The 23,998-nt window shown below is 61.9% G+C and carries 25 protein-coding genes and 1 pseudogene; 12 read left to right on the top strand and 14 right to left on the bottom strand.

Annotation, left to right across the window (positions count from 1 at the left end):
• Window positions 1-42: 42 nt before the first annotated feature.
• From LRS56_10045 to LRS56_10030, 4 genes are read right to left on the bottom strand one after another with little or no spacing between them, the layout of a single operon-like run.
• The gene (locus tag LRS56_10045; GenBank protein ID WDU64773.1) at window positions 43-945 is read right to left on the bottom strand and encodes a LysR family transcriptional regulator; all 903 of its coding nucleotides are present in this window, start codon (window positions 943-945) and stop codon (window positions 43-45) included.
• A gap of 55 nt (window positions 946-1,000) precedes the next feature.
• Window positions 1,001-1,777 (bottom strand): nucleotidyltransferase domain-containing protein, encoded by a 777-nt coding sequence (locus tag LRS56_10040; GenBank protein ID WDU64772.1) that lies wholly within the window; start codon window positions 1,775-1,777, stop codon window positions 1,001-1,003.
• A complete protein-coding gene (locus LRS56_10035; GenBank protein WDU64771.1) occupies window positions 1,774-2,238 on the bottom strand; it encodes an ATP-binding protein in 465 nt (154 codons plus the stop codon). Before LRS56_10035 ends, LRS56_10040 begins: the two co-directional genes overlap by 4 nt.
• 18 nt (window positions 2,239-2,256) lie before the next feature.
• Complete coding sequence (locus LRS56_10030; protein WDU64770.1) at window positions 2,257-3,285, bottom strand: UV damage endonuclease UvsE; 1,029 nt, start codon at window positions 3,283-3,285, stop codon at window positions 2,257-2,259.
• Window positions 3,286-3,459: 174 nt separating this feature from the next.
• Here LRS56_10030 and LRS56_10025 point away from each other — a divergent pair, with 174 nt between their 5' ends.
• From LRS56_10025 to LRS56_10015, 3 genes are all read left to right on the top strand, one after another.
• Window positions 3,460-3,873, top strand: coding sequence for a hypothetical protein (locus LRS56_10025; GenBank protein ID WDU64769.1), 414 nt, complete (start codon window positions 3,460-3,462; stop codon window positions 3,871-3,873).
• Complete coding sequence (locus LRS56_10020) at window positions 3,870-5,162, top strand: sorbosone dehydrogenase family protein (GenBank protein WDU64768.1); 1,293 nt, start codon at window positions 3,870-3,872, stop codon at window positions 5,160-5,162. The genes LRS56_10025 and LRS56_10020 overlap by 4 nt, the downstream gene beginning before the upstream one ends.
• Before the next feature lie 69 nt (window positions 5,163-5,231).
• Window positions 5,232-6,152 (top strand): bifunctional helix-turn-helix transcriptional regulator/GNAT family N-acetyltransferase, encoded by a 921-nt coding sequence (locus LRS56_10015; GenBank protein WDU64767.1) that lies wholly within the window; start codon window positions 5,232-5,234, stop codon window positions 6,150-6,152.
• A 38-nt stretch (window positions 6,153-6,190) separates the two neighbouring features.
• Here the strand turns inward: LRS56_10015 and LRS56_10010 are convergent, their stop codons facing one another.
• Window positions 6,191-7,594, bottom strand: a complete 1,404-nt coding sequence (locus tag LRS56_10010; GenBank protein WDU64766.1) for an MFS transporter — start codon at window positions 7,592-7,594, stop codon at window positions 6,191-6,193.
• A gap of 144 nt (window positions 7,595-7,738) precedes the next feature.
• Window positions 7,739-8,263 carry a GNAT family N-acetyltransferase gene (locus LRS56_10005; protein ID WDU64765.1) on the bottom strand — a complete coding sequence of 175 codons (525 nt, stop codon included), beginning with the start codon at window positions 8,261-8,263 and terminating at the stop codon, window positions 7,739-7,741.
• Window positions 8,264-8,499: 236 nt separating this feature from the next.
• Here LRS56_10005 and proP point away from each other — a divergent pair, with 236 nt between their 5' ends.
• Both proP and LRS56_09995 read left to right on the top strand, forming a co-directional pair.
• The gene (proP, locus tag LRS56_10000) at window positions 8,500-10,002 is read left to right on the top strand and encodes a glycine betaine/L-proline transporter ProP (protein ID WDU64764.1); all 1,503 of its coding nucleotides are present in this window, start codon (window positions 8,500-8,502) and stop codon (window positions 10,000-10,002) included.
• 50 nt (window positions 10,003-10,052) lie between these two features.
• Window positions 10,053-10,559 (top strand): GAF domain-containing protein, encoded by a 507-nt coding sequence (locus LRS56_09995; GenBank protein WDU64763.1) that lies wholly within the window; start codon window positions 10,053-10,055, stop codon window positions 10,557-10,559.
• Between the two features lie 2 nt (window positions 10,560-10,561).
• On the opposite strand, the gene LRS56_09990 is transcribed toward LRS56_09995, so the two are convergent.
• Window positions 10,562-11,383 carry a helix-turn-helix transcriptional regulator gene (locus tag LRS56_09990; GenBank protein ID WDU64762.1) on the bottom strand — a complete coding sequence of 274 codons (822 nt, stop codon included), beginning with the start codon at window positions 11,381-11,383 and terminating at the stop codon, window positions 10,562-10,564.
• A gap of 97 nt (window positions 11,384-11,480) precedes the next feature.
• Here LRS56_09990 and LRS56_09985 point away from each other — a divergent pair, with 97 nt between their 5' ends.
• Together LRS56_09985 and LRS56_09980 are read left to right on the top strand one after the other, a co-directional pair.
• On the top strand, window positions 11,481-12,692 hold the full coding sequence (locus tag LRS56_09985) for an MFS transporter (GenBank protein ID WDU64761.1): 1,212 nt from the start codon (window positions 11,481-11,483) through the stop codon (window positions 12,690-12,692).
• A 109-nt stretch (window positions 12,693-12,801) separates the two neighbouring features.
• Window positions 12,802-13,969: pseudogene (locus LRS56_09980) on the top strand (GGDEF domain-containing protein).
• 70 nt (window positions 13,970-14,039) lie between these two features.
• On the opposite strand, the gene LRS56_09975 reads toward LRS56_09980, so the two are convergent.
• Window positions 14,040-14,402, bottom strand: coding sequence for a DUF2834 domain-containing protein (locus LRS56_09975; GenBank protein ID WDU64760.1), 363 nt, complete (start codon window positions 14,400-14,402; stop codon window positions 14,040-14,042).
• A gap of 167 nt (window positions 14,403-14,569) precedes the next feature.
• Between LRS56_09975 and LRS56_09970 the strand changes: the two genes are divergently transcribed.
• Window positions 14,570-16,264 carry an amidase gene (locus tag LRS56_09970; protein WDU65718.1) on the top strand — a complete coding sequence of 565 codons (1,695 nt, stop codon included), beginning with the start codon at window positions 14,570-14,572 and terminating at the stop codon, window positions 16,262-16,264.
• Window positions 16,265-16,300: 36 nt separating this feature from the next.
• Here LRS56_09970 and LRS56_09965 read toward each other — a convergent pair whose 3' ends face one another.
• The 4 genes from LRS56_09965 to LRS56_09950 form a co-directional block, all read right to left on the bottom strand.
• Complete coding sequence (locus tag LRS56_09965; GenBank protein WDU64759.1) at window positions 16,301-17,038, bottom strand: CPBP family intramembrane metalloprotease; 738 nt, start codon at window positions 17,036-17,038, stop codon at window positions 16,301-16,303.
• A 7-nt stretch (window positions 17,039-17,045) separates the two neighbouring features.
• A complete protein-coding gene (locus LRS56_09960; GenBank protein ID WDU64758.1) occupies window positions 17,046-17,516 on the bottom strand; it encodes a RidA family protein in 471 nt (156 codons plus the stop codon).
• Complete coding sequence (locus tag LRS56_09955) at window positions 17,513-17,731, bottom strand: DUF6434 domain-containing protein (GenBank protein ID WDU64757.1); 219 nt, start codon at window positions 17,729-17,731, stop codon at window positions 17,513-17,515. Before LRS56_09955 ends, LRS56_09960 begins: the two co-directional genes overlap by 4 nt.
• Before the next feature lie 99 nt (window positions 17,732-17,830).
• Window positions 17,831-18,928, bottom strand: a complete 1,098-nt coding sequence (locus LRS56_09950) for an SMP-30/gluconolactonase/LRE family protein (GenBank protein WDU64756.1) — start codon at window positions 18,926-18,928, stop codon at window positions 17,831-17,833.
• A gap of 220 nt (window positions 18,929-19,148) precedes the next feature.
• On the opposite strand from LRS56_09950, the gene LRS56_09945 reads away from it, so the two are divergent.
• Window positions 19,149-19,580 carry a nuclear transport factor 2 family protein gene (locus LRS56_09945; protein ID WDU64755.1) on the top strand — a complete coding sequence of 144 codons (432 nt, stop codon included), beginning with the start codon at window positions 19,149-19,151 and terminating at the stop codon, window positions 19,578-19,580.
• A 3-nt stretch (window positions 19,581-19,583) separates the two neighbouring features.
• Here LRS56_09945 and LRS56_09940 read toward each other — a convergent pair whose 3' ends face one another.
• A complete protein-coding gene (locus tag LRS56_09940; protein ID WDU64754.1) occupies window positions 19,584-20,909 on the bottom strand; it encodes a PLP-dependent aminotransferase family protein in 1,326 nt (441 codons plus the stop codon).
• Between the two features lie 90 nt (window positions 20,910-20,999).
• On the opposite strand from LRS56_09940, the gene LRS56_09935 reads away from it, so the two are divergent.
• The gene (locus tag LRS56_09935) at window positions 21,000-21,890 is read left to right on the top strand and encodes a DMT family transporter (protein ID WDU64753.1); all 891 of its coding nucleotides are present in this window, start codon (window positions 21,000-21,002) and stop codon (window positions 21,888-21,890) included.
• Here LRS56_09935 and LRS56_09930 read toward each other — a convergent pair.
• Window positions 21,887-22,441: a YceI family protein gene (locus LRS56_09930; GenBank protein WDU64752.1), complete on the bottom strand. Its 555-nt coding sequence runs from the start codon at window positions 22,439-22,441 to the stop codon at window positions 21,887-21,889. The genes LRS56_09935 and LRS56_09930 overlap by 4 nt on opposite strands.
• A 122-nt stretch (window positions 22,442-22,563) precedes the next feature.
• On the opposite strand from LRS56_09930, the gene LRS56_09925 reads away from it, so the two are divergent.
• On the top strand, window positions 22,564-23,058 hold the full coding sequence (locus LRS56_09925) for a PaaI family thioesterase (GenBank protein WDU64751.1): 495 nt from the start codon (window positions 22,564-22,566) through the stop codon (window positions 23,056-23,058).
• A 43-nt stretch (window positions 23,059-23,101) separates the two neighbouring features.
• A complete protein-coding gene (locus LRS56_09920; GenBank protein ID WDU64750.1) occupies window positions 23,102-23,989 on the top strand; it encodes a dienelactone hydrolase family protein in 888 nt (295 codons plus the stop codon).
• Window positions 23,990-23,998: the final 9 nt, after the last annotated feature.

Genomic DNA, 23,998 nt, shown 5'->3' with positions numbered 1-23,998 from the left:
AGGGTCAGCCGCGTTGTGTAAATAACGTAAAACGGAAGACTTTCATACGCCACTCGTATGAGCCTGAAACTGCGCGACCAACTCGCTCACCAACGGGTTGGGCCGCGCGCTGTTCCAGGCCACCGCCGTGGTCACCACCTTGAGTTTCTGCGTCAGTGAGCGCAGCACCACGTTATCCGGCGCGAGTTTCTTCAACGACGCAGGCACCAGCGCAATGCCCTGGCCGCAGCTGACAAAGGCAATTTGCGAGGCCACCGAACGCACCTCGTGCAACACACGCGGCGAAAACCCGCAGGCGCGGCAGGTGGCGATCAGGTTGTCGAAGTACACCGGGCTGACCTTGCGCGAAAACATCACCAACGGCTCACCGGCCAGGCTCGACAGGCTGATGCGCGTGCGCGATGCCAATGGGTGGTCGCTGGGCAGCGCGACCATCAGGCGGTCCTCGCGCAGCGGCAGCGACTGGATCGCCGGGCCCAGGTCGCCGTCCAGCCGGGCGAAGGCCAGGTCGATGTCCCCTGCCTCCAGTGCCGGCAGCGCCTCCACGCTGTCGATCTCGCGCACCGACACGCTCAGGTGCGGGTACTGCTGCTTGAGTTGGTCGATCAAGCCCGGCAACACATCAAACATAGCCGTGGAAATCGCACCGATGGTGAGCATGCCCGACTGCCCCGCCACCGCCTCCTCCACCGCCAGCTCCAGGCGCTCCAACTGCTCGGCGAACTTGCGCACCGCCGGCAGAATCGCCGCACCCACCGGCGTCAACTTGGCCCCACGCCGCGAGCGCTCGAACAGCGTGACCTTGAGGGCCTGCTCCAGCACCTGGATCTGCTCGCTCAATGGCGGCTGTGACATGCCGAGGCGTTTGGCAGCGCGGCCGAAATTCTGCTCCTCGGCAACGGCCAGGAACAGCCAGAGGTGACGAATCAGGCGAAAGTTGATCATGGGGTTTCCATAGGCTTGGCGTATGCAATACGTGGTTGAACGCCAATATACCTATCTATCGCGATTGTGAAACCATCCAGGCCACAAAGGCCAGAAGCCGCACGCAGAAGTTATCGCCCGCAGCACTCGGGTTGCGTGCCTCAAACAGAAAAAATGCAACCTGCGTCACCTTGGCCGGGTAGTGCTGGACGAACAGCGCGACATGCTCTTCCAGCGTCTGCGGCCACGTCAATTCGTGTTCAGGGCGTAACACCTGGGTGGCCCTGAGCAACTTGCGTGATGCTTCACGCTGCAGGCGAAGCCGCTGCTGCTCAGTATCGGCGTGCGCGATGCGCGCCACGTAGTCACCCAATACCGCTTCGAAGTCACCATTCACCGCAAGCGCGATAGCACGCGACGGCCGAAACCGCTCGAAGTGCAGCGACAGATCATCGCCCCACAGGCAGCGGCAATGATGCTTAAGCCAAAAACCCCAACTGTTGCTGTTTTCCGGGGCCAACACCTCTGCACGGTTGCCGATATCGAAATCGACTTTGGTAACGTGCGCATGGCGCCGCTGCAGGTCGCAGCGAACCTCTTCCAGCTGCGCCAGCACCTGTGACGTCGGCGGCTCACGCAGCACCAGCGTTAGATCAAGGTCGCAAACTCCGGGGCTGGCGTTGCCCTGCGCAACGCTGCCATACAGATAAATGCCGTCCAGGCCCAGTTCCGGCAGCGAGAGCGAGGCGCAGGCATCCTTTAGCAATGACCGGAATTCTGGCTGCACGGCAGTCTCGGCAACCGTGAGAATAAAACCTTCGGCGTCGACGCCTTTAGAATGGGTGGTGCTCAAGGGCGATGCACCTCAATCACCAAACCCTCCTCCTCACTCGGGGCGCAGAAGTGGCGCGTGATCAGATCAAACTCGGCGTCAGTGGCGGCAAAGTCATGCTCGCCCCCGGCATTGCGCACATGCAGGCGGGCACGGCAGGTGTCATCGTCCAGTTCCAGGTAATGCAGGCGGTGCGGCGCGCCTGCCGCGTGGGCCAACCCCACTAGCCATTCGCGGTTGGCCTGGGTATTGGCCGGGAAATCCAGCACCACAGTGGTACCTGATTGCAGCAGGCCCACCACCCCGCGGATGCGTTGCGCGCAGCGCAGATAATCGGTTACCGACAGGATTTCGCCGGGGTACAGGTGTGCCAGCCAATGGTCTTCGCTTAACAATGTCGCAGCGTGTTCAGTGCGCAGGTGCTGGGCAAGCGTGGATTTGCCCGAGGCGATCTTGCCGCACAGCAGATGCAGGGTCGGCATCGGTGAAGGCTCCTTCTTCTAGAGTGAACGTCGCTTGAAATGCTCATAAAACGCCAACGCGGCCACGTTCTTGGCCTTGGCTTCCAGCATGATGTCGAAGCGATCGAGAAATTGCAGCGCGTAGTCGTTGGTCCAGCGGTTCCACATCTGTGAGCTGTGGGCGTAAAGGTCACGCTTGGAGACCACTTGCAACAGCGCGCCCATTTCCAGCTTGTGCTCGGCGTCGAAGCCCAGTTCCTGCAAGCTCTCCTGGGGTTGGGAGTAATGCATGGTCGGCCGTACGCCGCGCCAGCTTTCAATCACTCGCGCAACCCGTTCCGAATGGGGGTCGATGTAGTGGTCCTCGTTGATCCAACAATGGTGAATGTCCAGCACCACCGGCGCCAGGTCGGCCACTTGCAGGCAGTGGTCCAGGCCGTAGGTCTTCTCGTCGTTCTCGAAGGTGATGCAGTTGCGCGCCACTTCCGACAGGCGAGGCCACACCGCACGGGTGCCTTCCACGCCGAGGCGGCCGGCGATATGCACGTTGCATTTGAGGTCCTGGAAGCGCCGGCCGTAGCCCATCATGCGGATCATGTCGGCGTGGTATTCGAATTCGGCCAGGCTGTTTTCCACCACGCCTGGGTTCTCCGAAGCGAGCACACAGTACTGGCCGGGGTGGAACGACAGGCGGATATCCGCAGCGCGTGCCAGGTCTCCGATAGCGGCAAACCCCTCGGCCAACTGACGTTCGATGGCCGGATCCTTGTACACCGCGGCCACTTTCGGGTGGCTATAGAAAGGCAAAAGATCACTGCTTAATCGCAGCATGTGCAAGGTCGGCGGCAGTTCGGCGACAAAGGCCAACAAACGCAATTGGGCGGCCAGGTTGTGGGTGACCACTTCCACCAACTTATCGCGAGCCACCTGCGGCGTGACACTCTCCATCCAACGTAGCGTGGTGGTGCGCGGGTTGAAGGGGCCTTCGATCAGCTTCAACGCGCTGGCTGACAGCAGGCGGTCAGGATGCTGGTACTGGCATGCGAAACCGATGCGAGGGTGAGTCATGGAAGCGCCTTGCGTTGGAAAAGTGCGGGATGATAAGGCGTTAGGCCGGGACCCACACAGTGGGTTCACAATATTTCGACACGATTTGATGCTGAACTTTCTGACGCGTGGTGCGTTCACTTCCTATGCGCTGCCCCGCCCAGGGGCGTTGTACAACAAGGAGCCGCCACGACCATGACTACCCTCCCCACCTATCGATCCACGCCGGGCCCGCTGCATGCGACGCTGCTGGCCGGCACTGTGCCGCTGTTTCTCGGCGCCGTGCTCAGCGACATTGCCTACACCCAGACCTACCAGATTCAGTGGGCCAACTTCGCGTCCTGGCTGATCGCCGGCGCGCTGGTGTTCGCCGGGTTCGCGTTTCTGTTTGCGCTGGTCAACCTGCTCCGCGCCGAGCGCAAGGCCGGGCAACCGACCCTGTATGTGCTGCTGTTGTTGGCCACCTGGGTCCTGGGGCTGGTCAATGCCTTCCAGCATGCCAAGGACGCCTACGCCGCTATGCCCGCCGGCCTGGTGCTGTCGGTGATCGTCTTACTGCTGACCCTGGCAGCCACCTGGACCGGCCTGCGCTCGGGAGGTGCACGATGAACAAGCTTCATACCCTGACGCTATTAAGTGCAGCGCTGTTACTCAGCGCCTGTGGCGCCGAAGGCGACAAGACCCAGGCCCGTGGCCCCGACCCCAAGCTGCCGGAACAGCAAAGCAGCCTGTTGCCGAGCATGAAGATCGCTGAACCCGCGCCCTGGGGCGAGCAGAAACCCAAGGTCCCCGAAGGCTTCAGCGTGACCGCGATCGCCACCGACCTGGCCATCCCGCGCCAGACGCTGGTGCTGCCCAACGGCGATATTCTGATCGCTGAAGGCCGTGGCGGCAGCGCGGCCAAGCTCAAGCCCAAGGATGTGATCGCCAGCCTGATCAAGGCCGAGGGCAACACCAAGGTCAAGGGCGGCAACCGCCTGACCCTTTTGCGCGATGCCGACGGTGACGGTACCTACGAGCTGAAAACCATCTTTGCCGACAACCTCAACGCGCCCTACGGCCTGGCATTTGCCAACGGCAAACTGTACGTGGCCAACCAGGACGCACTGGTGAGCTTCGACTACGCCGACGGCCAGACCAAAGCCGGCGGCCCGCCGACCAAGGTCACCGACCTGCCCGCACAGATCAACCACCACTGGACCAAGTCCCTCGCCGTGAGCGCCGATGGCCGTCAGCTGTATGTGGGCATCGGCTCCAACAGCAACGTCACAGAACGCGGCATGGAAGTGGAAATCGACCGGGCGATGGTCTGGCAGATCGACGCGACCACCGGCGCGCACAAACCCTATGCCACCGGCCTGCGCAACCCCACCGCACTGACCATCCAACCCGATACCGGGCAACTGTGGACGGTGGTCAACGAACGTGACGAACTGGGCCCCGACCTGGTGCCGGACTACCTGACTTCTGTACGCGAAGGCGCCTTCTACGGCTGGCCCTACAGCTATTGGGGCCAGAACGTCGACCCACGCGCCCAACCGCAGAACCCGGCCAAAGTCGCCTCCGCGATCAAGCCGGATTACAGCCTGGGTTCCCACGTGGCGGCGCTGGGCGTGGACTTTTCCATCCCGGCCATGGGCGACACGTTCGCCGACGGTGTGTTTGTTGGCGAACACGGCAGCTGGAACCGCGATAACCCGGTGGGCTACAAGGTGATCTTCGTGCCGTTCAGCAATGGCAAGCCGTCCGGTGAGCCGATTGATTTCGCCACCGGGTTTCGCGGTGACGACGGCAAGACCCGGGGCCGCCCGGTGGGCGTGACAGTGGACCCCAAAGGCGCGCTGATCATTGCCGATGACTTGGCCAATACCGTCTGGCGAGTGACGCGTAACCGTTAAGCAAAATGGTTGACATGCTTGCCTGAGGCAACAATATAATTGCCTCAGGCAACCATTCGAGCATCCGCCATGTCTACCCCTCTGCTTGTGGAACGCGCCGGCATCGTGCGCGGCTTCAATCGCTTTTACACCCACCAGATCGGCGTGTTGCAGGAACACCTGCTGCAAAGCGATTTTTCCCTGACAGAAATCCGCGTGATGTACGAACTGTCTTCGCGTGGCGACCTGACCAGTGCCGACCTGTGCCAGATGCTCAGCCTGGACGCGGGTTACCTGAGCCGGCTGACCAGCGGGCTCGAGAAAAAGCGCCTGATCCAGAAAGTCCGCTCCGTCACCGATGCGCGTGCCGTGCTGTTACACCTCAGCGACCTCGGCCGCAGCGTGTTGGCGCCACTGGAGCAACAAACCCAGAACGAAGTCATCGCCCTGCTCGGCGGCCTGCCGGAACCCCAGCAACGCCAACTGACCGACGCCATGAAACGCATCCAGACCCTGCTGCAAGGCACCGCGCCGAGCTACCTGCTGCGCGACCCGCAACCTGGCGATATGGGCCTGGTGGTGCAGCAGCAATCGGCGCTGTACGCCCGTGAATATGGTTGGAATTGGGAGTTCGAAGCATTGGTGGCAGAGATAGTCGCCAAGTATTTGCGCGAGTTCGACCCGGCGTGCGAGCGCTGCTGGATCGCGGAGAAGGACGGCGAAGTGGTGGGCTCGGTATTTGTGGTGCGCCATGATGACAGCACCGCCAAGCTGCGCATGCTCTATGTGGACGCCAACGCACGTGGCATGGGGATCGGCCAGCGCCTGGTGGATGAATGCCTGCGGTTTGCCCGGCAGGCCGGCTACAGCAGCATGCTGCTGTGGACCGTGAACATCCTGACCGATGCGCGCAAGCTCTATCAGAAAGCCGGGTTCGAGTTGACGGAGGAAGAACCCACCGTCAGCTTCGGTAAATCACTGATCAGCGAAACCTGGAGCCGCACACTCTAAAAAGCCCTCCCGCGCTGCCCGGCGCGGGAGGTTGTGCCTTACAAATCAGTGATTTCCTTGTGACGCGGCACCAGCGTCTTCATCACGCTCCAGGCCACCAGGTAGGCCAGGGCGCAGATCGCGAACATGATCATGTAGCCGGTGTGAATATCGTTGATCGACTTGTAGTAGTCGAACACCCAGCCGCCGATCTTGGTCATCACCACGCCACCCAGGCCACCCGCCATGCCGCCGATACCGACCACCGAAGCCACGGTTTTTTGCGGGAACATGTCGGAAACGGTGGTGAAAATGTTGCACGACCACGCCTGGTGCGCGGAAGCGCCCACACCAATCAGCAGCACCGGCACCCAGAAGCTGATATAGCCCAACGGCTGCGCCAGCAATACCACCAGCGGGAACAGTGCGATCAGCAGCATGGCTTTCATGCGGCCGTCGTAGGGTGCATCACCCCGGGCCATAAAGTAGCTGGGGAACCAGCCGCCGCCGATACTGCCGACCATGGTCATGCTGTACAGCACGGCCAGCGGCATCACGATGTCCGCGCCTTTCATGCCGTATTGCGCCGACAGGTAGGTGGGCAGCCAGAACAGGAAGAACCACCACACGCCGTCGGTCATGAACTTGCCGAAGGCAAAGGCCCAAGTCTGACGATAGGTGAGCAGCTTGAACCACGAGACTTTTTTCACCGGCGTGCCGGCAGGCGCCAGGGTGAACGGCTGCACCGTCTGGTCGCTGCGGATATAGGCCAGCTCTTCGGCCGACAGGCGCTTTTGCTGGTCAGGCTTTTCATAGATAGCGGCCCAGATCGCCACCCACACGAAGCCGAGCATGCCGATCACCATAAAGGCCGCTTCCCAGCCCCAGATCCCGGCAATCAGCGGCACGCAGATCGGTGCCAGGATCGCGCCCACGTTGGCCCCGGAGTTGAAAATACCGGTGGCCAGGGAGCGTTCTTTCTTCGGGAAATACTCGGCGGTGGCCTTGATCGCAATCGGGAAGTTACCCGCCTCGCCAATCGCCAGCACGGCGCGCGACAGCATGAAGCCGGCAATCGAGACCGGAATGACTGCCAGCCCGATCGCCCCACTGACCGCCGCGATGCCCTCGCCCATCGGCACCGCAAACGCATGCATGATCGCGCCGGTGGACCAGATGCCAATCGCAACGACGTAGGCGGCCTTGGTGCCGATCTTGTCGACAAAGCGCCCGGCAAACAGCATGGAAATCGCATAAACAAACTGGAACACCGCGGCAATGTTGGCGTAGTCGGTGTTGCTCCAGCCAAATTGCGTCGACAACTGCGGCGCCAGCAGGCTGAGCACCTGGCGGTCGAGGTAGTTGACGGTGGTCGCGAAGAACAGCATCGCGCAGATGGTCCAGCGATAGTTGCCTACCGCCTGGCCAACGCGGTGGGCGTTGATGGGCTCGTTCAAGTTCATGGCATCACTTTTTATTTTTGTTAGGTAGGACATATGTAACGTCATATGTCGTCGTACAACTGTGACTTTTATATCGGGCTCCCTTTGCGCTGTCAATCTGAAAGATTGCGGTTTTTGTGGGGTATCACACCGGTGTGAAAAGTGTCAGATGAGACGAGTTGTAGGATGACAAACCCGCATCACCAGGCTGGGCGCTTTGCCGGGCACGTCATCGAGTACGCCAAATGGTTGCATGCCGACCTTTTCCAGCACCCGGATCGACGCGGCGTGGTCCGGCCGCACCAGACCGAACACCTCGGGCAGCCCCAGGCTTTCAAACGCTAGCACCAGCGCATCACGCGCCACCTCGGTGGCATAGCCCTGCCCCCAGGCTTGCACGGCGAAACGGTAGCCCAGGTTGATACGCCGCTGCGTGAGGTAATTGAGCGGCGCGATGCCGCCAAACCCGATGATGTGTTCCGGTGCGTTGCGATGAGCGATGGCCCACCAGCCATAGCCCAGAGTGGCCCACTGTTCCAGCCAGTGGTCGAGCAGGCGCTGGGCGGCGGCAAGGTTAGGCATGGGGCCGGAGGGATTGAAGAGGTTGGTCTGCGGGTCACCGAAGATCGCGAACAATCGCTGCACATCCGCCGAGTGTGGCTTGCGATAGACCAGGCGTGAGTGTGGCATTTGATTGGCTCCTTTTTTCCGTGCACAGGGTTATTTGTTTTGCCAATCGAACTTACGTGGCCTGCCCACCCATCAGGCCCCATCCACCACAAAAGCCCGCTAAACACAAAAATCCGTTACCGCTGCAAAAAAACACAAATAGTGGTGAATTATTTCGTATGCAGTTGTATCTGAACTGACAGAGCGGTGCCATTGCAACGATGGCACCTCCCCTGTTCAGTTTTAGAGTGGCCCGCATGAAATTACGTAAGAAAAGCGTCAAACCCATCGGTTTGAAAGACATCACCATCGTCGACGATGCCAAGATGCGCAAGGCGATCACCGCCGCCGCACTGGGTAACGCCATGGAATGGTTCGACTTCGGCGTCTACGGGTTTGTCGCCTATGTGCTCGGCAAGGTGTTTTTCCCCGACGCCTCGCCCAGCGTCCAAATGATCGCCGCACTGGCCACCTTCTCCGTGCCCTTCCTGATTCGCCCCCTGGGCGGCCTGTTCTTTGGCGCGCTGGGTGATAAATACGGGCGACAGAAAGTCCTCGCCGCCACCATCGTGATCATGTCCCTGAGCACCTTCGCCATCGGCCTGATCCCCGGGTATGCCTCCATCGGCATCTGGGCGCCGATCCTGTTGCTGCTGTGCAAGATGGCCCAGGGTTTCTCGGTGGGCGGTGAGTACACCGGCGCCTCGATTTTCGTCGCTGAATACGCGCCGGATCGCAAGCGCGGCTTCCTCGGCAGTTGGCTGGACTTTGGCTCCATCGCCGGTTTCGTGCTCGGTGCCGGCGTGGTGGTGCTGATTTCCAGCGTGCTCGGCGAAGCGGACTTCGAAGCCTGGGGCTGGCGCCTGCCGTTCTTCCTGGCCCTGCCCCTGGGCATGATCGGCCTGTACCTGCGCCACGCCTTGGAAGAAACCCCGGCGTTCCAGCAGCACGTCGACAAACTCGAACAAGGCGACCGCGAGGGCCTGACCCACGGCCCCAAAGTGTCGTTCAAGGAAATCGCCACCAAGCACTGGCGCAGCCTGCTGACCTGCATCGGTATCGTCGCCGCCACCAACGTGACGTACTACATGCTGCTCACGTATATGCCGAGCTACCTGTCGCATAACCTGCACTACTCCGAAAACAGCGGCGTACTGATCATCATCGCAATCATGGTCGGCATGCTGTTTGTGCAGCCATTTATCGGCTTTGTCAGCGACAAGATCGGCCGCAAGCCCTTCATTATCGCCGGCAGCATCGGCCTGCTGTTCCTGGCGATTCCGGCCTTTATGCTGATTACCAGCGGCAAGACCGGGCTGATCTTTGCCGGCCTGCTGATCCTCGCCGTGATCCTGAATTTCTTTATCGGCGTGATGGCCTCGACCCTGCCCGCGATGTTCCCCACCCACCTGCGCTACAGCGCGCTGGCCAGTGCCTTCAACATCTCGGTACTGGTCGCCGGTGTCACGCCGACCGCCGTGGCGTGGCTGGTGGAAAGCACCAACGACCTGTTCATGCCCGCCTATTACCTGATGGTGTTTGCCGTGATTGGCCTGATCACCGGCCTGACCATGAAGGAAACCGCCAACAAACCCCTGCGCGGCGCAGCGCCGGCCGCTTCCGATATGGAAGAAGCCAAGGAGTTGCTGCAGGAACATCACGACAATATCGAGCAGAAAATCGAAGACATCGACGCCGAGATTGCCGCATTGGAAGCCAAGCGCCAGAATCTGGTGCAGCAGCATCCACGCATTAACTGAGACAGATCGTGCGTGGCGGCCTCGGCCGCCACGCCGTTGGAGTGTTTAGCATGGTCCCCAGCGTCACCTACGCACAGTCATTACTCAGCGCCGATGAACGCGCTGCCATCGCCGAAATAGAAGCCACCACCAGCATCCTGCAGCTGGTTACCCGCCTGACCGGCATGCGCTTTGCCGGCATCGCCAAGTTCACCGACCTCGAATGGGTCGTCTGCTCGGTGCACGACACCGTCGACATGGGCATTCATGTCAATGACGTGCTCGACCTCGAAACCACCCTGTGCAGTGAGTTCTGCATCAACCCGCAGACCTTGTTTATCCCGCAAGTCAGCCAGAATGGCCGTTTTGCCGCACGCCCGGTGGTCAAGCAATACGCCATCGAGAGCTACGCCGGAGCGCCGATCTTCCTGCCCGATGGCCGCCTGTTCGGTGCGTTGTGTGCGCTGGATTCCAGGGCGATGCTGTTTGACGACCCCAACCTGCCGGAAACCCTCAGCCTGTTTGCGCGGCTGATCGGCTGCATCTTCTACGCCAATTTGACCACTGGCGATCAATAGCCCTACCTGAAAAACAGACTCGGCGTCTTGCCAAACTGTTTCTTGAACATGCTGGTAAACGCGCTGGGGCTTTCATAGCCCAGCTCCAGGGCCACATCGATAATCTTCTGCCCCACCGCAATGCGCTCCAGCGCCAGCAGCAGCCGTGCCTGTTGGCGCCACTGGCCGAAGGTCATGCCGGTTTCCTTGCGGAACAGCCGCTGAATGGTTTTCTGGTCCAGGGCCAGGCGCTCGCTCCAGTCGGCCACGGTGGAAGCGTCGCCGGGGTCGTCCTGCCAGGCCTCGCAGATCCGGTGGATGCGTGGGTCGGCGGGCTGCGGCAGCGACAGCGGCAAGGCCGGCAACAAGGCCAGCTCGTCGAGGATCAGGTGCATGATCCGTGCGTCCCGCGAGTCTTCGGCATACGGCGGTTTCAAACTCACCGAGGCCTTGATCAGCTCGCTCAGCAGCGGCGAAATGCTCACCGCCTTGGTCTCGGTGGGCAAGTTGGGGAAACAGTCGGGGCGTACAAACACGCTGCGCATTTTCAGCGGCCCCACGCAACGCAGGGAATGCACGTGCCCGCTGGGCATCCAGAAACCGCGATTGGGCGGCACCGTCCATTGGTTCTGCGCCGAATGCACCACCATCACGCCTTCGGTCGCGTAGAGTAGTTGGTGCTTTTCGTGGCTATGCTCAGGGATCACCCAGTTTTCCGGGTAGTCGGTGGCCGAGCTGATGACCGCCCACTCGCCCGCGTCGATCTCCTGCAGAAATTTATCCAGTGATTTGATCATTTCGCCCTTTTTGCGATGGTTGCCTCCCGAATTACGCGAGACAGGCATTTGTACCGAATCTAGCATGAATGCCGAAACAATTTGAAATGGGCAGCCAGCATCCGTACTGACTGCCTCTGTTTGCTGCCTTGATTGGAATGCCTGCATGTCGACCCTGACCGCATCACCTGCCGCAACATCGAGTCCGCCCCAAGTAAGCCCGTTAGTCATGCGCATCCTCGGCGCCTGTGCCCTGGCGCATTTGATCAATGACCTGATCCAGGCCGTGCTGCCGTCGATTTACCCGATGCTCAAGGCCAACTACGGGCTGACGTTCACCCAAGTGGGCCTGATCACCCTGACCTTCCAACTGACCGCCTCGCTGCTGCAGCCGTGGATCGGCTACCACACCGACCGCCACCCCAAGCCGTGGCTGTTGCCGGCGGGCATGGTGTGCACCCTGGTCGGCATCCTGATGCTGGCGTTTGTCGGCAGCTTCCCGGCGATTCTGCTGGCAGCGGGCCTGGTAGGCGTCGGCTCATCGACCTTCCACCCGGAAACCTCACGCGTTGCGCGCCTGGCCTCCGGCGGGCGCTATGGCTTGGCGCAATCGACCTTCCAGGTCGGCGGCAACACCGGCAGCGCCTTGGGGCCCTTGCTCGCGGCGGCGATCATCATTCCTTACGGCCAGAGCCATATCGCCTGGTTCGGCCTGTTTGCGGTGTTCGCGATACTGGTGCTCTATGGGTTGAGCCGCTGGTACCGCAACCACCTCAACCTGTTCAAACTCAAGCAAGGCGCCAAGGCCACCCATGGTTTGTCCAAAGGCCGCGTGACGTTTGCCCTGGTGGTGCTGGCGCTGCTGGTGTTCTCCAAGTATTTCTACATGACCAGCCTGACCAGCTACTTCACCTTCTACCTGATCGAGAAATTCCAGCTGTCGGTCGCCAGTTCCCAGATGTACCTGTTTCTGTTCCTCGGTGCGGTCGCCGTGGGCACCTTCGCCGGCGGCCCGATCGGCGACAAGATCGGCCGCAAGAAAGTTATCTGGTTCTCGATCCTCGGCGCGGCACCCTTCACCTTGGCCCTGCCCTATGTCGATTTGTTCTGGACCGCCGTGCTCAGCGTGATGATCGGTTTTATCCTGGCCTCGGCGTTTTCGGCCATCGTGGTCTTCGCCCAGGAACTGGTGCCGGGCAATGTGGGCATGATCGCGGGGATCTTCTTCGGCCTGATGTTCGGCTTCAGCGGCATCGGCGCGGCCTTGCTGGGCTTGCTTGCCGACAGCCACGGCATCGCGTACGTCTACCAGATCTGTTCGTTCTTGCCGCTGGTGGGGATTCTGACAATCCTGCTGCCCTCGACCAAAGGCGTCTGAACCACCGATCATCGGCTGGCTGTATGCCATTACCGTTCGTGCTCTGAAAAACCTGCGTGTGCGCTTACAATCCCGGTCTAAACGCACCCGCAGGCAGACCCGACACGAAATGACGCTCGACCCTCCCACTATTTTGGCACTCACCGTTGCCCTGGCAGCCGCCGCCGCCCTGTACCTGGCCGTGGAATGGCGCAGCGTGCGCGAACCCTCGCTGCTGTACTGGAGCGCCGGTTTCGCCACGATCACTGTCGGTTCCACCCTCGCCTTGCTGCGCATCAATGGCTATCTGGTGATCGGCATCTGGTTCGCCAATGGCTTGCTGGTGACCGCGCACTTCCTGTTTTTGCTCGGCGTGGCGCGGTTCACCCAGGTGCGCCTGTCGCGGCTGTGGCTGCTGATGCTGGTTATCTGGCTGGGCATGCTGATGTTGCCGCCCGACCTGCCCTGGTCCAAAGCCATGCTGGCGGTGCAGTCACTGCTGGTGGCGCTGCCGACCCTGCGGGCGAGTTTCCTGCTGCGGCCCCATGGCAAATCGCTGAGCATCGGCGCCGTGCAGTTGCGCTATGTGTTGCTGGTGCACGGGGGGGTTCTACGTGGCCAAGGCGCTGTCGGTAGTGATCCCGGGCACCTTGATCGACCTCGCCGCGTTCAAGGGCGAAATCATCCAGGTTTCCCTGGTGGAAGGCGCCATGGCGATCATGCTGATCGCGCTGTCCATGACCGGCTCCGAGCGCTACCGGCGTGAACAGCAGATCGCCCGCCTCGCCGCCCGCGATCCGCTCACCGCCCTGTACAACCGCCGTGCGCTGGATCTGCGCGCACCACGCCTGCTGGCCCAAGTGTCACCCGCGCAACCGGGCGCGGTGCTACTGATCGATATCGACAACTTCAAAGGCGTCAACGACCTCTACGGCCATACCGCAGGCGACCGTTTGTTGATCGCCTTGAGCGAGATGATTCGCGGGGTGGTGCCCCAGGGCGCGATGGCGGCGCGCCTCGGCGGTGATGAATTCCTGATCCTGCTGAACCAGGCCACCACCGAGCAGATAGTCGAGCTGGGCAGCCGCCTGCGCGACCAGTTTCAGCAACTGGCCTCGCAGACCTTCGCCACCCCGCAGCCGGTGACGCTGAGCATTGGCGCCAACCTGTTCGACCAACCGCCCGCCAGCCTCGCGGCCTTGATCGAGCAAGGCGATACCACGCTCTACGAATCCAAACGTGGCGGCCGCGACAGCATTCGCCTGGTGGACCGCACCGGCGCCGGGTCCTACAACTAATCACCCTCTGTGGCGAGCGAGCTTGCTCGCGTTGGGCTGCGCAGCAGCCCCATCAAGCCCCCGGGTTGTGTCAGTCAGACCCTGGCGTCGGGTCTTGGGGCCGCTTCGTGGCCGAACGCGAGCAGGCTCGCTCGCCACAGAATCCATTCACCACGATATACAGCAGCGGCCCCACCGACACGAACACCGCCGTCAGCAACAAATAAGGCAACACCGAGGCTGCCGAGCGCCCTCTTTGGCGCGCATCCCGGTACATCCACACACACCCCAGCACCGCCATCAGGTACAGATCAATCACCACCTGCGCAGTGTCCGGCCGCGACATCAATTCCAGCCCAAAGGCCAGCAGCGACTGCTCTGCCGTGAGCATCGTGGCCAGGGTGTACAGCGAAAACCCAAGCAAAGCAGCCAGGGCGATATAGGGTCTGTGCATTGTCTCTTCCTTGAAATAATCGAGGCCCACCTTAGCGATAAGGCGCTGCGTCTCGCAATCGCGCCGACGGCAATCGCGGCGCCTATGATGATTATGCCGCACTGGTTTTGTGAAATATCTGTACGTAGACTGCCGCCATACCCCCATCTGAAGGCGGCGAAAAAAACCTGATGCAAGTTACCGAAGTCTCGATTGCCCAATTGCGCGCTGCGCTTGAAACCGGCCAGACCACTGCCGTTGAACTGGTTCAGGCGTACCTGGCGCGAATCGATGCCTACGACGGCGCACTTAACGCCGTGGTGGTGCGCAACCCCGAAGCCCTTAAAGAAGCCGAGGCGGCTGATGCGCGCCGGGCCAAGGGCGAAACCTTGGGGCCTTTGGATGGCATTCCCTATACCGCCAAGGACAGTTACCTGGTCAAAGGCCTGACCGCCGCCTCCGGCAGCCCGGCCTTCGCCAAGCTGGTTGCCCAGCGCGACGCCTTTACCATCGAACGCCTGCGGGCCGGTGGCGCTATCTGCCTGGGCAAGACCAATATGCCGCCGATGGCCAATGGCGGGATGCAGCGTGGCGTGTATGGCCGTGCCGAAAGCCCGTATAACGCCGACTACCTGACCGCGCCGTTCGCCTCCGGCTCCTCCAACGGTGCCGGCACCGCCACCGCTGCGAGCTTTGCGGCATTCGGTCTGGCTGAAGAAACCTGGTCCAGCGGGCGCGGCCCGGCATCCAACAATGGGCTGTGCGCCTACACCCCGTCCCGTGGGGTGATTTCGGTGCGTGGCAACTGGCCGCTGACACCGACCATGGACGTGGTAGTGCCCTACGCTCGCACCATGGCCGACCTGCTGGAAGTGCTCGACGTGGTGGTGGCCGATGACCCGGACACCCGCGGCGACCTGTGGCGTCTGCAACCCTGGGTGCCGATCCCCAGCGCCGCCTCGGTGCGCCCGGCGTCCTACGCTGAGCTGGCCGTGAGCGCTGAGTCCCTCGCCGGCAAACGCTTCGGCGTGCCGCGCATGTACATCAACGCCGACCCCGAGGCCGGCACCAGCGAAAAACCCGGCATCGGCGGCCCGACCGGGCAGAAGATCAACACCCGCGCCAGCGTGATCGACCTGTGGCAAGCCGCCCGCCAGGCCCTCGAAGCGGCCGGCGCCGAAGTGATTGAGGTGGACTTCCCGCTGGTGTCCAACTGCGAAGGCGACCGCCCGGGCGCACCGACCGTGTTTACCCGTGGCCTGGTTTCCAAGCAATTCCTGCACGATGAACTGTGGGAGCTTTCGGCCTGGGCCTTTGACGACTTCCTGCGCGCCAACAACGACCCGGCGCTCAACCGCCTGGCAGACGTGGACGGGCCGAAGATCTTCCCCCACGACCCGGGCACCCTGCCCAACCGTGAAGACGACCTGGCGGCCGGCATGGACGAATACGTGCGCATGGCCGAGCGCGGCATCACTGCGTGGAATGAAATCCACAGCGTACCCGACGGCCTGCGTGGCCTGGAGCAAACCCGCCGGGTCGACCTGGAGGACTGGATGGACACGCTGGGGCTGGACGCGGTGCTGTTCCCGACCGTGGCCGATGTAGGCCCTGCGGACGCCGATGTGAACGAAGCCAGCGCCGACATTGCCTGGAGCAACGGCGTGTGGGTGGCCAACGGTAACCTTGCGATCCGCCACCTGGGCGTGCCCACCGTCACCGTGCCCATGGGCGTGATGGCGGATATCGGCATGCCGGTCGGGCTCACCTTTGCCGGGCGTGCCTATGATGATTCGGCGCTGCTGCGGTTTGCGGCGGCGTATGAGGCGACGGGCAGCAAACGCCTGATTCCGCCGCGCACGCCGGCGCTGCCCTCTGAATAAACGCGGTTAACAAAGGTGGCAGGGGCGTATTTCAACTCAAGCCATGTAAGGCACGGCAATCAACAGGATTGCCGTGCCATGGGTCAGCGTCGCCGCCAGCACGCCATAGCGCATGCGCACCAGCGCGCAGGCCAGCCCTTCGATCAGGGTAAACAGCAACACCGGCCAGCCCAACTGGGTGACACTCAGGGCCAGGAAGGCATGGCAGGCCGCAAACGCCACGCCACTGAGCCAGGCCGCACGCAACGGCGTCACCTGTTGCTCCAGGTAACCCTGCAAAAAACCGCGAAACAACACCTCTTCCAGTGCATTGCCACCATAGGCCAGCACCACCATGCCCGGCAGCCACGCCCAATAGCCGGGGATCACCTGCGCCTCGATGCCCTGGTAAAGCCGCAATGGCACACCTATCAGGCAGCCCACGGCCAGCCCCGCCGCAAGCCCCGCCACCGGACGCCCTTTGACCCACACCACCAACCGCCATAGCTCCGGCGCCACCCGCGAAAGCACGCCAATCATCAACATCGACAGGCCACCCAGGGCCGCCAGCACCAAGGTATTGGCGGTGAAGCTGATACTCACTGCGTCGCTGAGCGCCCACATGCCCAGTGGGGTCATCGCGTCGCGCATCAGCACAAATGCGACCAGCAGAATAAGAATGCGCAGCGCGGTCATCGCCTTGGGCGTGAGGGCAAACCACAGGCCAAACAGCGCCAGGCCCGGCGCGAGGTAGCTGCCGTAGTGGGTCAGAACCAGCATTCCTTGGGTAATCATTGCGTATTCAGTCGTGGGCCACTGCAATCATGTCAATTTCCACCGCCGCCGATTTCGGCAACTGCATCACCCCCACCGACGTGCGCGTATGCACCCCGGCGCTGCCGAGAATCTCGTGGAGCAAGTCGGACGCGCCGTTGGCCACCTCACTTTGCTGATCAAACTCTTCAGAACTGCGCACATACACGGTGATCCGAGGGATAGCCTTGATCCGGTCCAGCGACCCCAGCGCCTGCTTGAGCAAACCCAGGCAACGCAAGGCACTGATACCGGCGGCGATTTGCGCCTGGGCCAAGGTGAGACTGTCACCGACCTTGCCCGGCAGCACGATGGCATCGCCTACCCGGGGAATCTGCCCACTGATGTATAGGTGGTTGCCGTCACGCACCAGCGGCGTGTAGTTACCGCCAACTTTGAACTCATCCAGTTGGTAGCCGAGGCGTTGCTGGGCGGCCTGGTATTTTTGATCGGGCGTCATGGGCGTGTTTCCGGGTTCCGACGTTGCCATTCATCCACCACATCACCGAGGGTCTTCGGCTGATCGTTACGAATCCAGGCCATGAACGGCCGGTCGAACTTGAACCCCGGACCACAGTGCTCGAGCATGAAACGGCGTACGTTCTGGGTGTTTTTATAGTGTGGCGTCACGGGCGTGGCGCGAGTGATGGGGTCGCTGTGCCAGTCAAAATCCATTTGCTTGCGTCTCTGAACTCACAGGAGCACGCAGCATAACCAAAAAACGCCACGCTGAGCGCCGATACACTGACGCTGAACGTGTATTTTTTCAGCGCCTCACGCCGCGAAACTGGCGTCTCGGGTATTCACGAACAGCGCATAGATCGAATGGCTGCCGGCCATGAACAGGCGGTTGCCTTCCTTGCCACCAAAGCACAGGTTGGGGCAGCGTTCCGGCAGCGAGATATGCCCGATGGCTTTGCCCTGGGGATTGAACACCCGTACGCCGTCGAGTTTTTCAAGGTCAGCCTTGGGGTCGCCATTGCCGCCCCAGCCACACCAGAGGTTGCCGCTTTCGTCGCACTTGATGCCGTCCAGCGCGGCGTATTCCAGCCCTTCGATATGCTTGCGGCGTGCGCCGAGGGTGCCGTCGTCCTTGACGTCGATGGCCCAGATCAGTCGGTTGGGTTTGGCTCGCCCTTCCACCACATACAAGGTCTTTTCGTCCGGCGAGAAGCACAGGCCGTTGGGCCCATTGAGGTCGTCGATCACCCGCGTGACCTTGCCACTGTCCGCGTCGATTCGATAGACGCCATGGGGCTGGCTAGGCGAAATCTTGTGCCCTTCGTAGTTGTTGCCGGTCTGGAATGGCGGGTCGCTGAACCACACCGAACCGTCGCGCTTGCACACGATGTCGTTGGGCGAGTTGAAGGGTTTGCCGTCGAAGCTGTCCGCCAGCACCGTGATGCTGCCGTTGTGTTCGGTGCGGGTGATACGCCGCCCCTCCTTGGAGGTGGTTGAGCCTTCACACACCAGCAGGCGCCCCTGGCGGTCGCGGCACATGCCGTTGGAGAAATTCGACTGTTCGCGGTACACCGACAGGCTGTCGGTCACCTCGTCCCAGCGCACGATGCGGTTATTGGGGATATCGCTGACCAGCAGGTAACGACCATCGCCGACCCACACTGGCCCTTCGGCCCAACGCAAGCCGGTGGCGAGCCGTTCGACGCTGGCATTGAACAATCGCAGCTCGAGGAAACTGTCATCGAGCACCTTGACCAATGGGTCCGGGTAACGCTGGCTCAACGGCTCTGCTGCGCCGGCCAACTGCGGCAGGTTGCCCAGCACCGCCACCGATGCGGAAACCGCCAGGGAGCGCTTGAGAAAGACCCGGCGACTGTGATCCGCTCCGGCAGGCAAAGGGGAAAGATCCATCATGTGTCTCCGTTATTTTATTGTTAGACGGGAGGCCATTTGTAACGCGTGATGAGACATCGTACAAGACAGATCCGGAGATCAAGCTCCACAAACCCTAGCAGCCGCGAAAATACTCGAAATTTAACTTTCCAAATCACCCGAATCTATTGCATGTTGTACGACAACACACTTAGTAACGTGTTGCCCGAACATCCCCAACAACAATAAGGAAACACCCATGCAAAAAATCAAAGTGTTGATCGGTTTTCTGTGCCTGTTCAGCGGTTATGTCGCAGCGGCACCCGCCCCAGCGGAAAAAGATGTAGCTCAAGCGGTCGACCAACTGACCCAAGCCATGCTGCACCTGGACCTCAAACAACTCCACGCGCTGACCGCCGATAAACTCACCTACGGGCATTCCAGCGGCAAGGTGCAGAACAAGGCGCAATTTATCGCCGACCTCGAAACCCACACCAGCGCGTTCAAGACCCTGGAAATGCAGAACCAGACCATCACCCTGCAAGGCGACACGGCCCTGGTGCGCAACCACTTCCATGCCCTGGCGGTGAACAGTGGCGTCGAAGTGCCGACCGATATCGACAACTTCCAGGTCTGGCAGAAGCAGAAAGGCAAGTGGCTGCTGATCGGGCGTCAGGCTTACAAGTACTGACAGCTACCACTCCACCGCCCTGCGCACCTTGATCAACGCCTCGCGCAGGGCGCCCATCGCCACCGACCCCAAGGCCAGGCGCAACGCGTGCGGCACATGGGCCGAGACGGCAAACGGCTCGGCGGTGGACACGCTAACCCCCTCGCGCTGCAAGGCCATGGCAACCTGATCGGCCCGTGCTTCTTGCGCCAGCGGCAACCATAAAAAGTACGACGTGGGGTGGCTGATGTACGCAAGCCCGTGCAGTACCTGCGCCGCCAGCGCCTGCCTGGCCTGGGCATCCCGGCGCTTGTGGGCTTCCAGTTGCGCCACCGTGCCGTCCTCGAGCCACGCCACGGCAATCGCACTCATCACCCCGGGCACGTTCCAAGTGGTGGCCATGATGGTGCGCTCCAACACCTTCACCCAGGCCAATGGCGCGGCGATAAACCCCACGCGTAAACCGGTGGCGACGCTCTTGGACAGCCCGCCGATATACACCGTGCGTTCCGGCGCCAACGTCGCCAGCGGCGGCGGTGGGTTTTCGGCGAGGAACGCGTAGGCCGCATCCTCGATGATCATCAGATTGTGCAGCCGGGCGATAGCGACCAACTGCTCCCGCTGCGTCAGGTCCAGTACCCAGCCCAGTGGATTGTGCAGGGTCGGCATGCAGTACACAGCGCGCACCGGGCGTCGGCGACACAGGTGCTGCAAGGCATCCAGGTCCGGGCCGGTGGCGGTGAGCGGGATCGCGAGCATTTCCAGGTGCAGGGTCTCGGCCAACACCTTGAACCCCGAATAGGTCAACGCGTCGACGGCGATCACATCCCCCGGCTTGAGCAGCGCCATCAGGGTCACCGCCAAGCCATGCTGGGCGCCGCTGACCACCAGCACCTGTTCGGCGTCGAGTGCCAGCCCTCGATTTAGCAAATGCCGGGCCACTGCGGCGCGCTCATGCAGACGCCCGGCGTGGGGTTGATAACGCAGCAGCGCTTCGAGGTCACCGGACAACGCCAGCTGCCGTAACGCGGTGCGCAGCAGCTCGGCCTGCCCCGGCAATGACGGGTAGTTGAAATTGAGGTCAAGCAGGCCCGCCGTGATTGTCATCTGCCCGCTGCCCTGCCCCGGCGGCAACGAGATTTCACGCACAAAGGTGCCACGCCCGGTTTCGCCGCTGACCAGGCCCATGGCTTCCAGCTCGGCGTACACCCGGCTGGCGGTGACCAGCGCCAGGCCATGCTCGGTGGCCAATTGCCGATGGGTCGGCAAGCGCGTTCCGGGAGCCAGTTGGCCGCTGCGAATTTTCTCGGCAAAGGTGTCGACCAGTGATTTGTATCGCGCGCGCGGCATACGGGTGTATCCATGACAATTTTTTGATTGTCCTAATGCTCACCCCTAGGATGGCGCGAACGCAACCCCTCTTTACTCGGGCCTCTCGTCATGGAACGCACCTCTGCTCTCAACACCCTCGACACCAGTACCCAAGGCTGGATCAACGGCTTTATTGGCGTGGTGATCTTCAGCGGCTCCCTTCCCGCCACACGCCTGGCGGTGATGGAGTTCGAGCCGGTATTCCTCACCATGGCCCGCGCCGCCATCGCTGCCGTACTGGCATTGATGCTGCTGTGGCTGCTCAAGCAGAAACGCCCCGCACGCCACCAGTGCGGGCCTTTAGCGATCGTTGCGCTGGGCGTGGTGATTGGCTTTCCGCTGCTCACCGCGTTGGCGCTGCAGCATGTGACGTCGGCACACTCGATTGTGTTTATCGGCCTGTTGCCGCTGGCCACGGCGGTGTTTGGCGTGCTGCGCGGCGGCGAGCGACCGCGCCCGGTATTCTGGCTGTTTTCGATCCTCGGCAGCCTGCTGGTGATGGGCTATGCCGTGGCCCAGGGCTTGAGCGCCGCGCCTGCGGGTGACGTGCTGATGCTGCTGGCGGTGCTGGTGTGCGGCCTGGGGTATGCCGAAGGCGCCAAGCTGTCGCGCAGCCTCGGCGGGTGGCAGGTGATCTGTTGGGCGCTGGTGTTGGCGCTGCCGGTGACGGCGCCGTTAAGCCTGCTCCTTGCGCCATCGACCTTCACCGGCATCAGCCTCGCGGCCTGGTTGAGCCTGGGCTATGTGGCGCTGTTCAGCATGCTGATCGGTTTTGTGTTCTGGTATCGCGGGCTGGCTCAAGGTGGTATTGCCGCCGTCGGCCAGTTGCAACTGCTGCAACCGTTCTTCGGCCTGGCACTCGCGGCGGGGTTGCTGCATGAACCGGTCAGCCTCGGCATGCTGCTGGTGACGCTGGCGGTGATCGGTTGCGTGGCGGGGGCCAAGCGTTTCGCCCGCTAGCGCTGCGGCGCGACCATCTTGAATTTGATGTTGATGTCATTCGACACCACGCTGTTACCGGCCCATTCGCCCTCGCCGATCCTGAAGTCGCCACGCTTGAGGATGAACTCACCGTCGAACACGCCGATGCCGCGTTGCTCCTTGAGCACCACGTCCACCGTCACCGGGCGCGTGGTGCCCTTGATCGTCAGGTTGCCGCTGATCTTGAAGCGGTTATCGCCCAGCGCCGTAACGCCAGTGGATTCATACACGCCCACCGGGTAGGTCGCGGTATCGAACCAGGAGGCCCGTTGCAGTTCGTCGTTGGCGTCGGGGCTGCCGGCATCGATACTCGCCAGCTGGATCTTCAGCAACGCATGCCCGGCTTCGGGCTTTTGCGTGTCAAAGCTCAACGTGCCCTCGAACTCACCGAACGTGCCATACACGCGTTGCCCCAGTTGTTTATAGGTGAAGCTGATCTGGCTGGCCGTGCGGTTGACGTCGGTGTACTCCACGGCCTGCGCGCTGGTAAAAAAACCAAGGAGGATGGCCAGGTAAATTCGCGGCTTCATGCAACGCTCCACAAGAGGACAGGACACAGATACTGAGCTAACACTTCATGCCAGGGTTTTATTCCCATCCGATGTATCTCCTGTTAAACAGAGTAGTCGCCCAAGAACAATAAGGACGTTCCATGCATTCCCCTTCACTACAGGATCGCACCGCGCCGGAAGGCATTTGCTACGGCTGCGGCAGCAGCAACCCCCACGGCCTGCACATCAAGAGCCGCTGGGATGCCGACGGTGTCCACGTGGTCGCCGAGCACCTGCCCGAGGCCCAGTACAGCGGCTGGCCCGACCTGGTCTACGGTGGCCTGATCGCGATGCTGGTGGACTGCCATTCCAACTGGACCGCCATGGCCTACCACTACCGGGCCGAACAGCGCGAACCCGGCAGCCTACCGCGCATCGACTGCGTCACCGGCAACCTCGGCATCAAATTTATCAAGCCCACCCCCATGGGCGTGCCGCTGACCCTGCGCGCACGGGTCGAGGGTGAGGTGGGGCGTAAAACCCGCGTGGTCTGCGAGGTGTACGCCGACGGCGTGCTCACGGCCATCGGCGATTCGCTGTTCGTGCGCGTCGATACCGCGCAACTGGCCGCCGCCGCCCATGGCCGCGTGGGCTAAAGCTGGTCTACAGTACTTGCCACCGCTAATCGAGGACTGCCCGATGACTCGTCTCACCGCGAAAGACTTTGCCCCCGAACTGCTGGAACTCTACGACGGCTATGCCCACGGCAAGATCAACCGCCGCGAATTTCTCGACCGCGCCGCGCTGTTCACCTTCGGCGGCCTCACCGCCTCCGCCTTGCTCGCGGCCCTGAGCCCCAATTACGCCCTGGCCGAACAGGTAAAATTTACCGACCCGGATATCGTCGCCGACTACATCACCTACCCCTCGCCCAAGGGCAACGGCACGGTGCGCGGTTACCTGGTGCGCCCGGCCAAGGCCGCCGGCAAGTTGCCGGCGGTGGTGGTGGTGCACGAAAACCGTGGCCTCAACCCGTATATCGAAGACGTGGCGCGGCGCCTGGCCAAAGCCGGGTTTATCGCCCTGGCGCCGGATGGCCTCACGTCGGTCGGCGGCTACCCCGGCAATGATGAAAAAGGCGTGGAGCTGCAGCAGAAAGTCGATCCCGAAAAACTCATGAACGACTTCTTCGCCGCCATCGAATGGCTGATGCACCACGACAGCAGCACCGGCAAGGTCGGCATCACCGGCTTCTGTTATGGCGGCGGCGTTACCAATGCGGCGGCGGTGGCCTACCCGGAACTGGGCGCGGCGGTGTCGTTTTATGGGCGCCAACCGGAGGCCAAGGATGTGCCGCGCATCAAGGCCCCGATCATGCTGCACTTCGGGGAGCTGGATACGCGGATCAACGAAGGTTGGCCGGCGTATGAAAAAGCCTTGAAGGCGGCCGGCACGACCTATGAGGCGTATATCTACAAGGGCGCCAACCACGGTTTCCATAATGATTCGACGCCGCGGTATGACGAGGCGGCGGCGAATCTGGCATGGGAACGCACGCTGGGCTGGTTTCGCAAATACCTGGCTTGATGGTGTTCT

The organism is Pseudomonas poae (genome assembly GCA_028869255.1).
Taxonomy (GTDB): Bacteria; Pseudomonadota; Gammaproteobacteria; order Pseudomonadales; family Pseudomonadaceae; genus Aquipseudomonas; species Aquipseudomonas poae_C.
The sequence above is the reverse complement of the archived record's forward strand: the minus strand, read 5'-3'. Positions and strand labels throughout refer to the sequence as shown.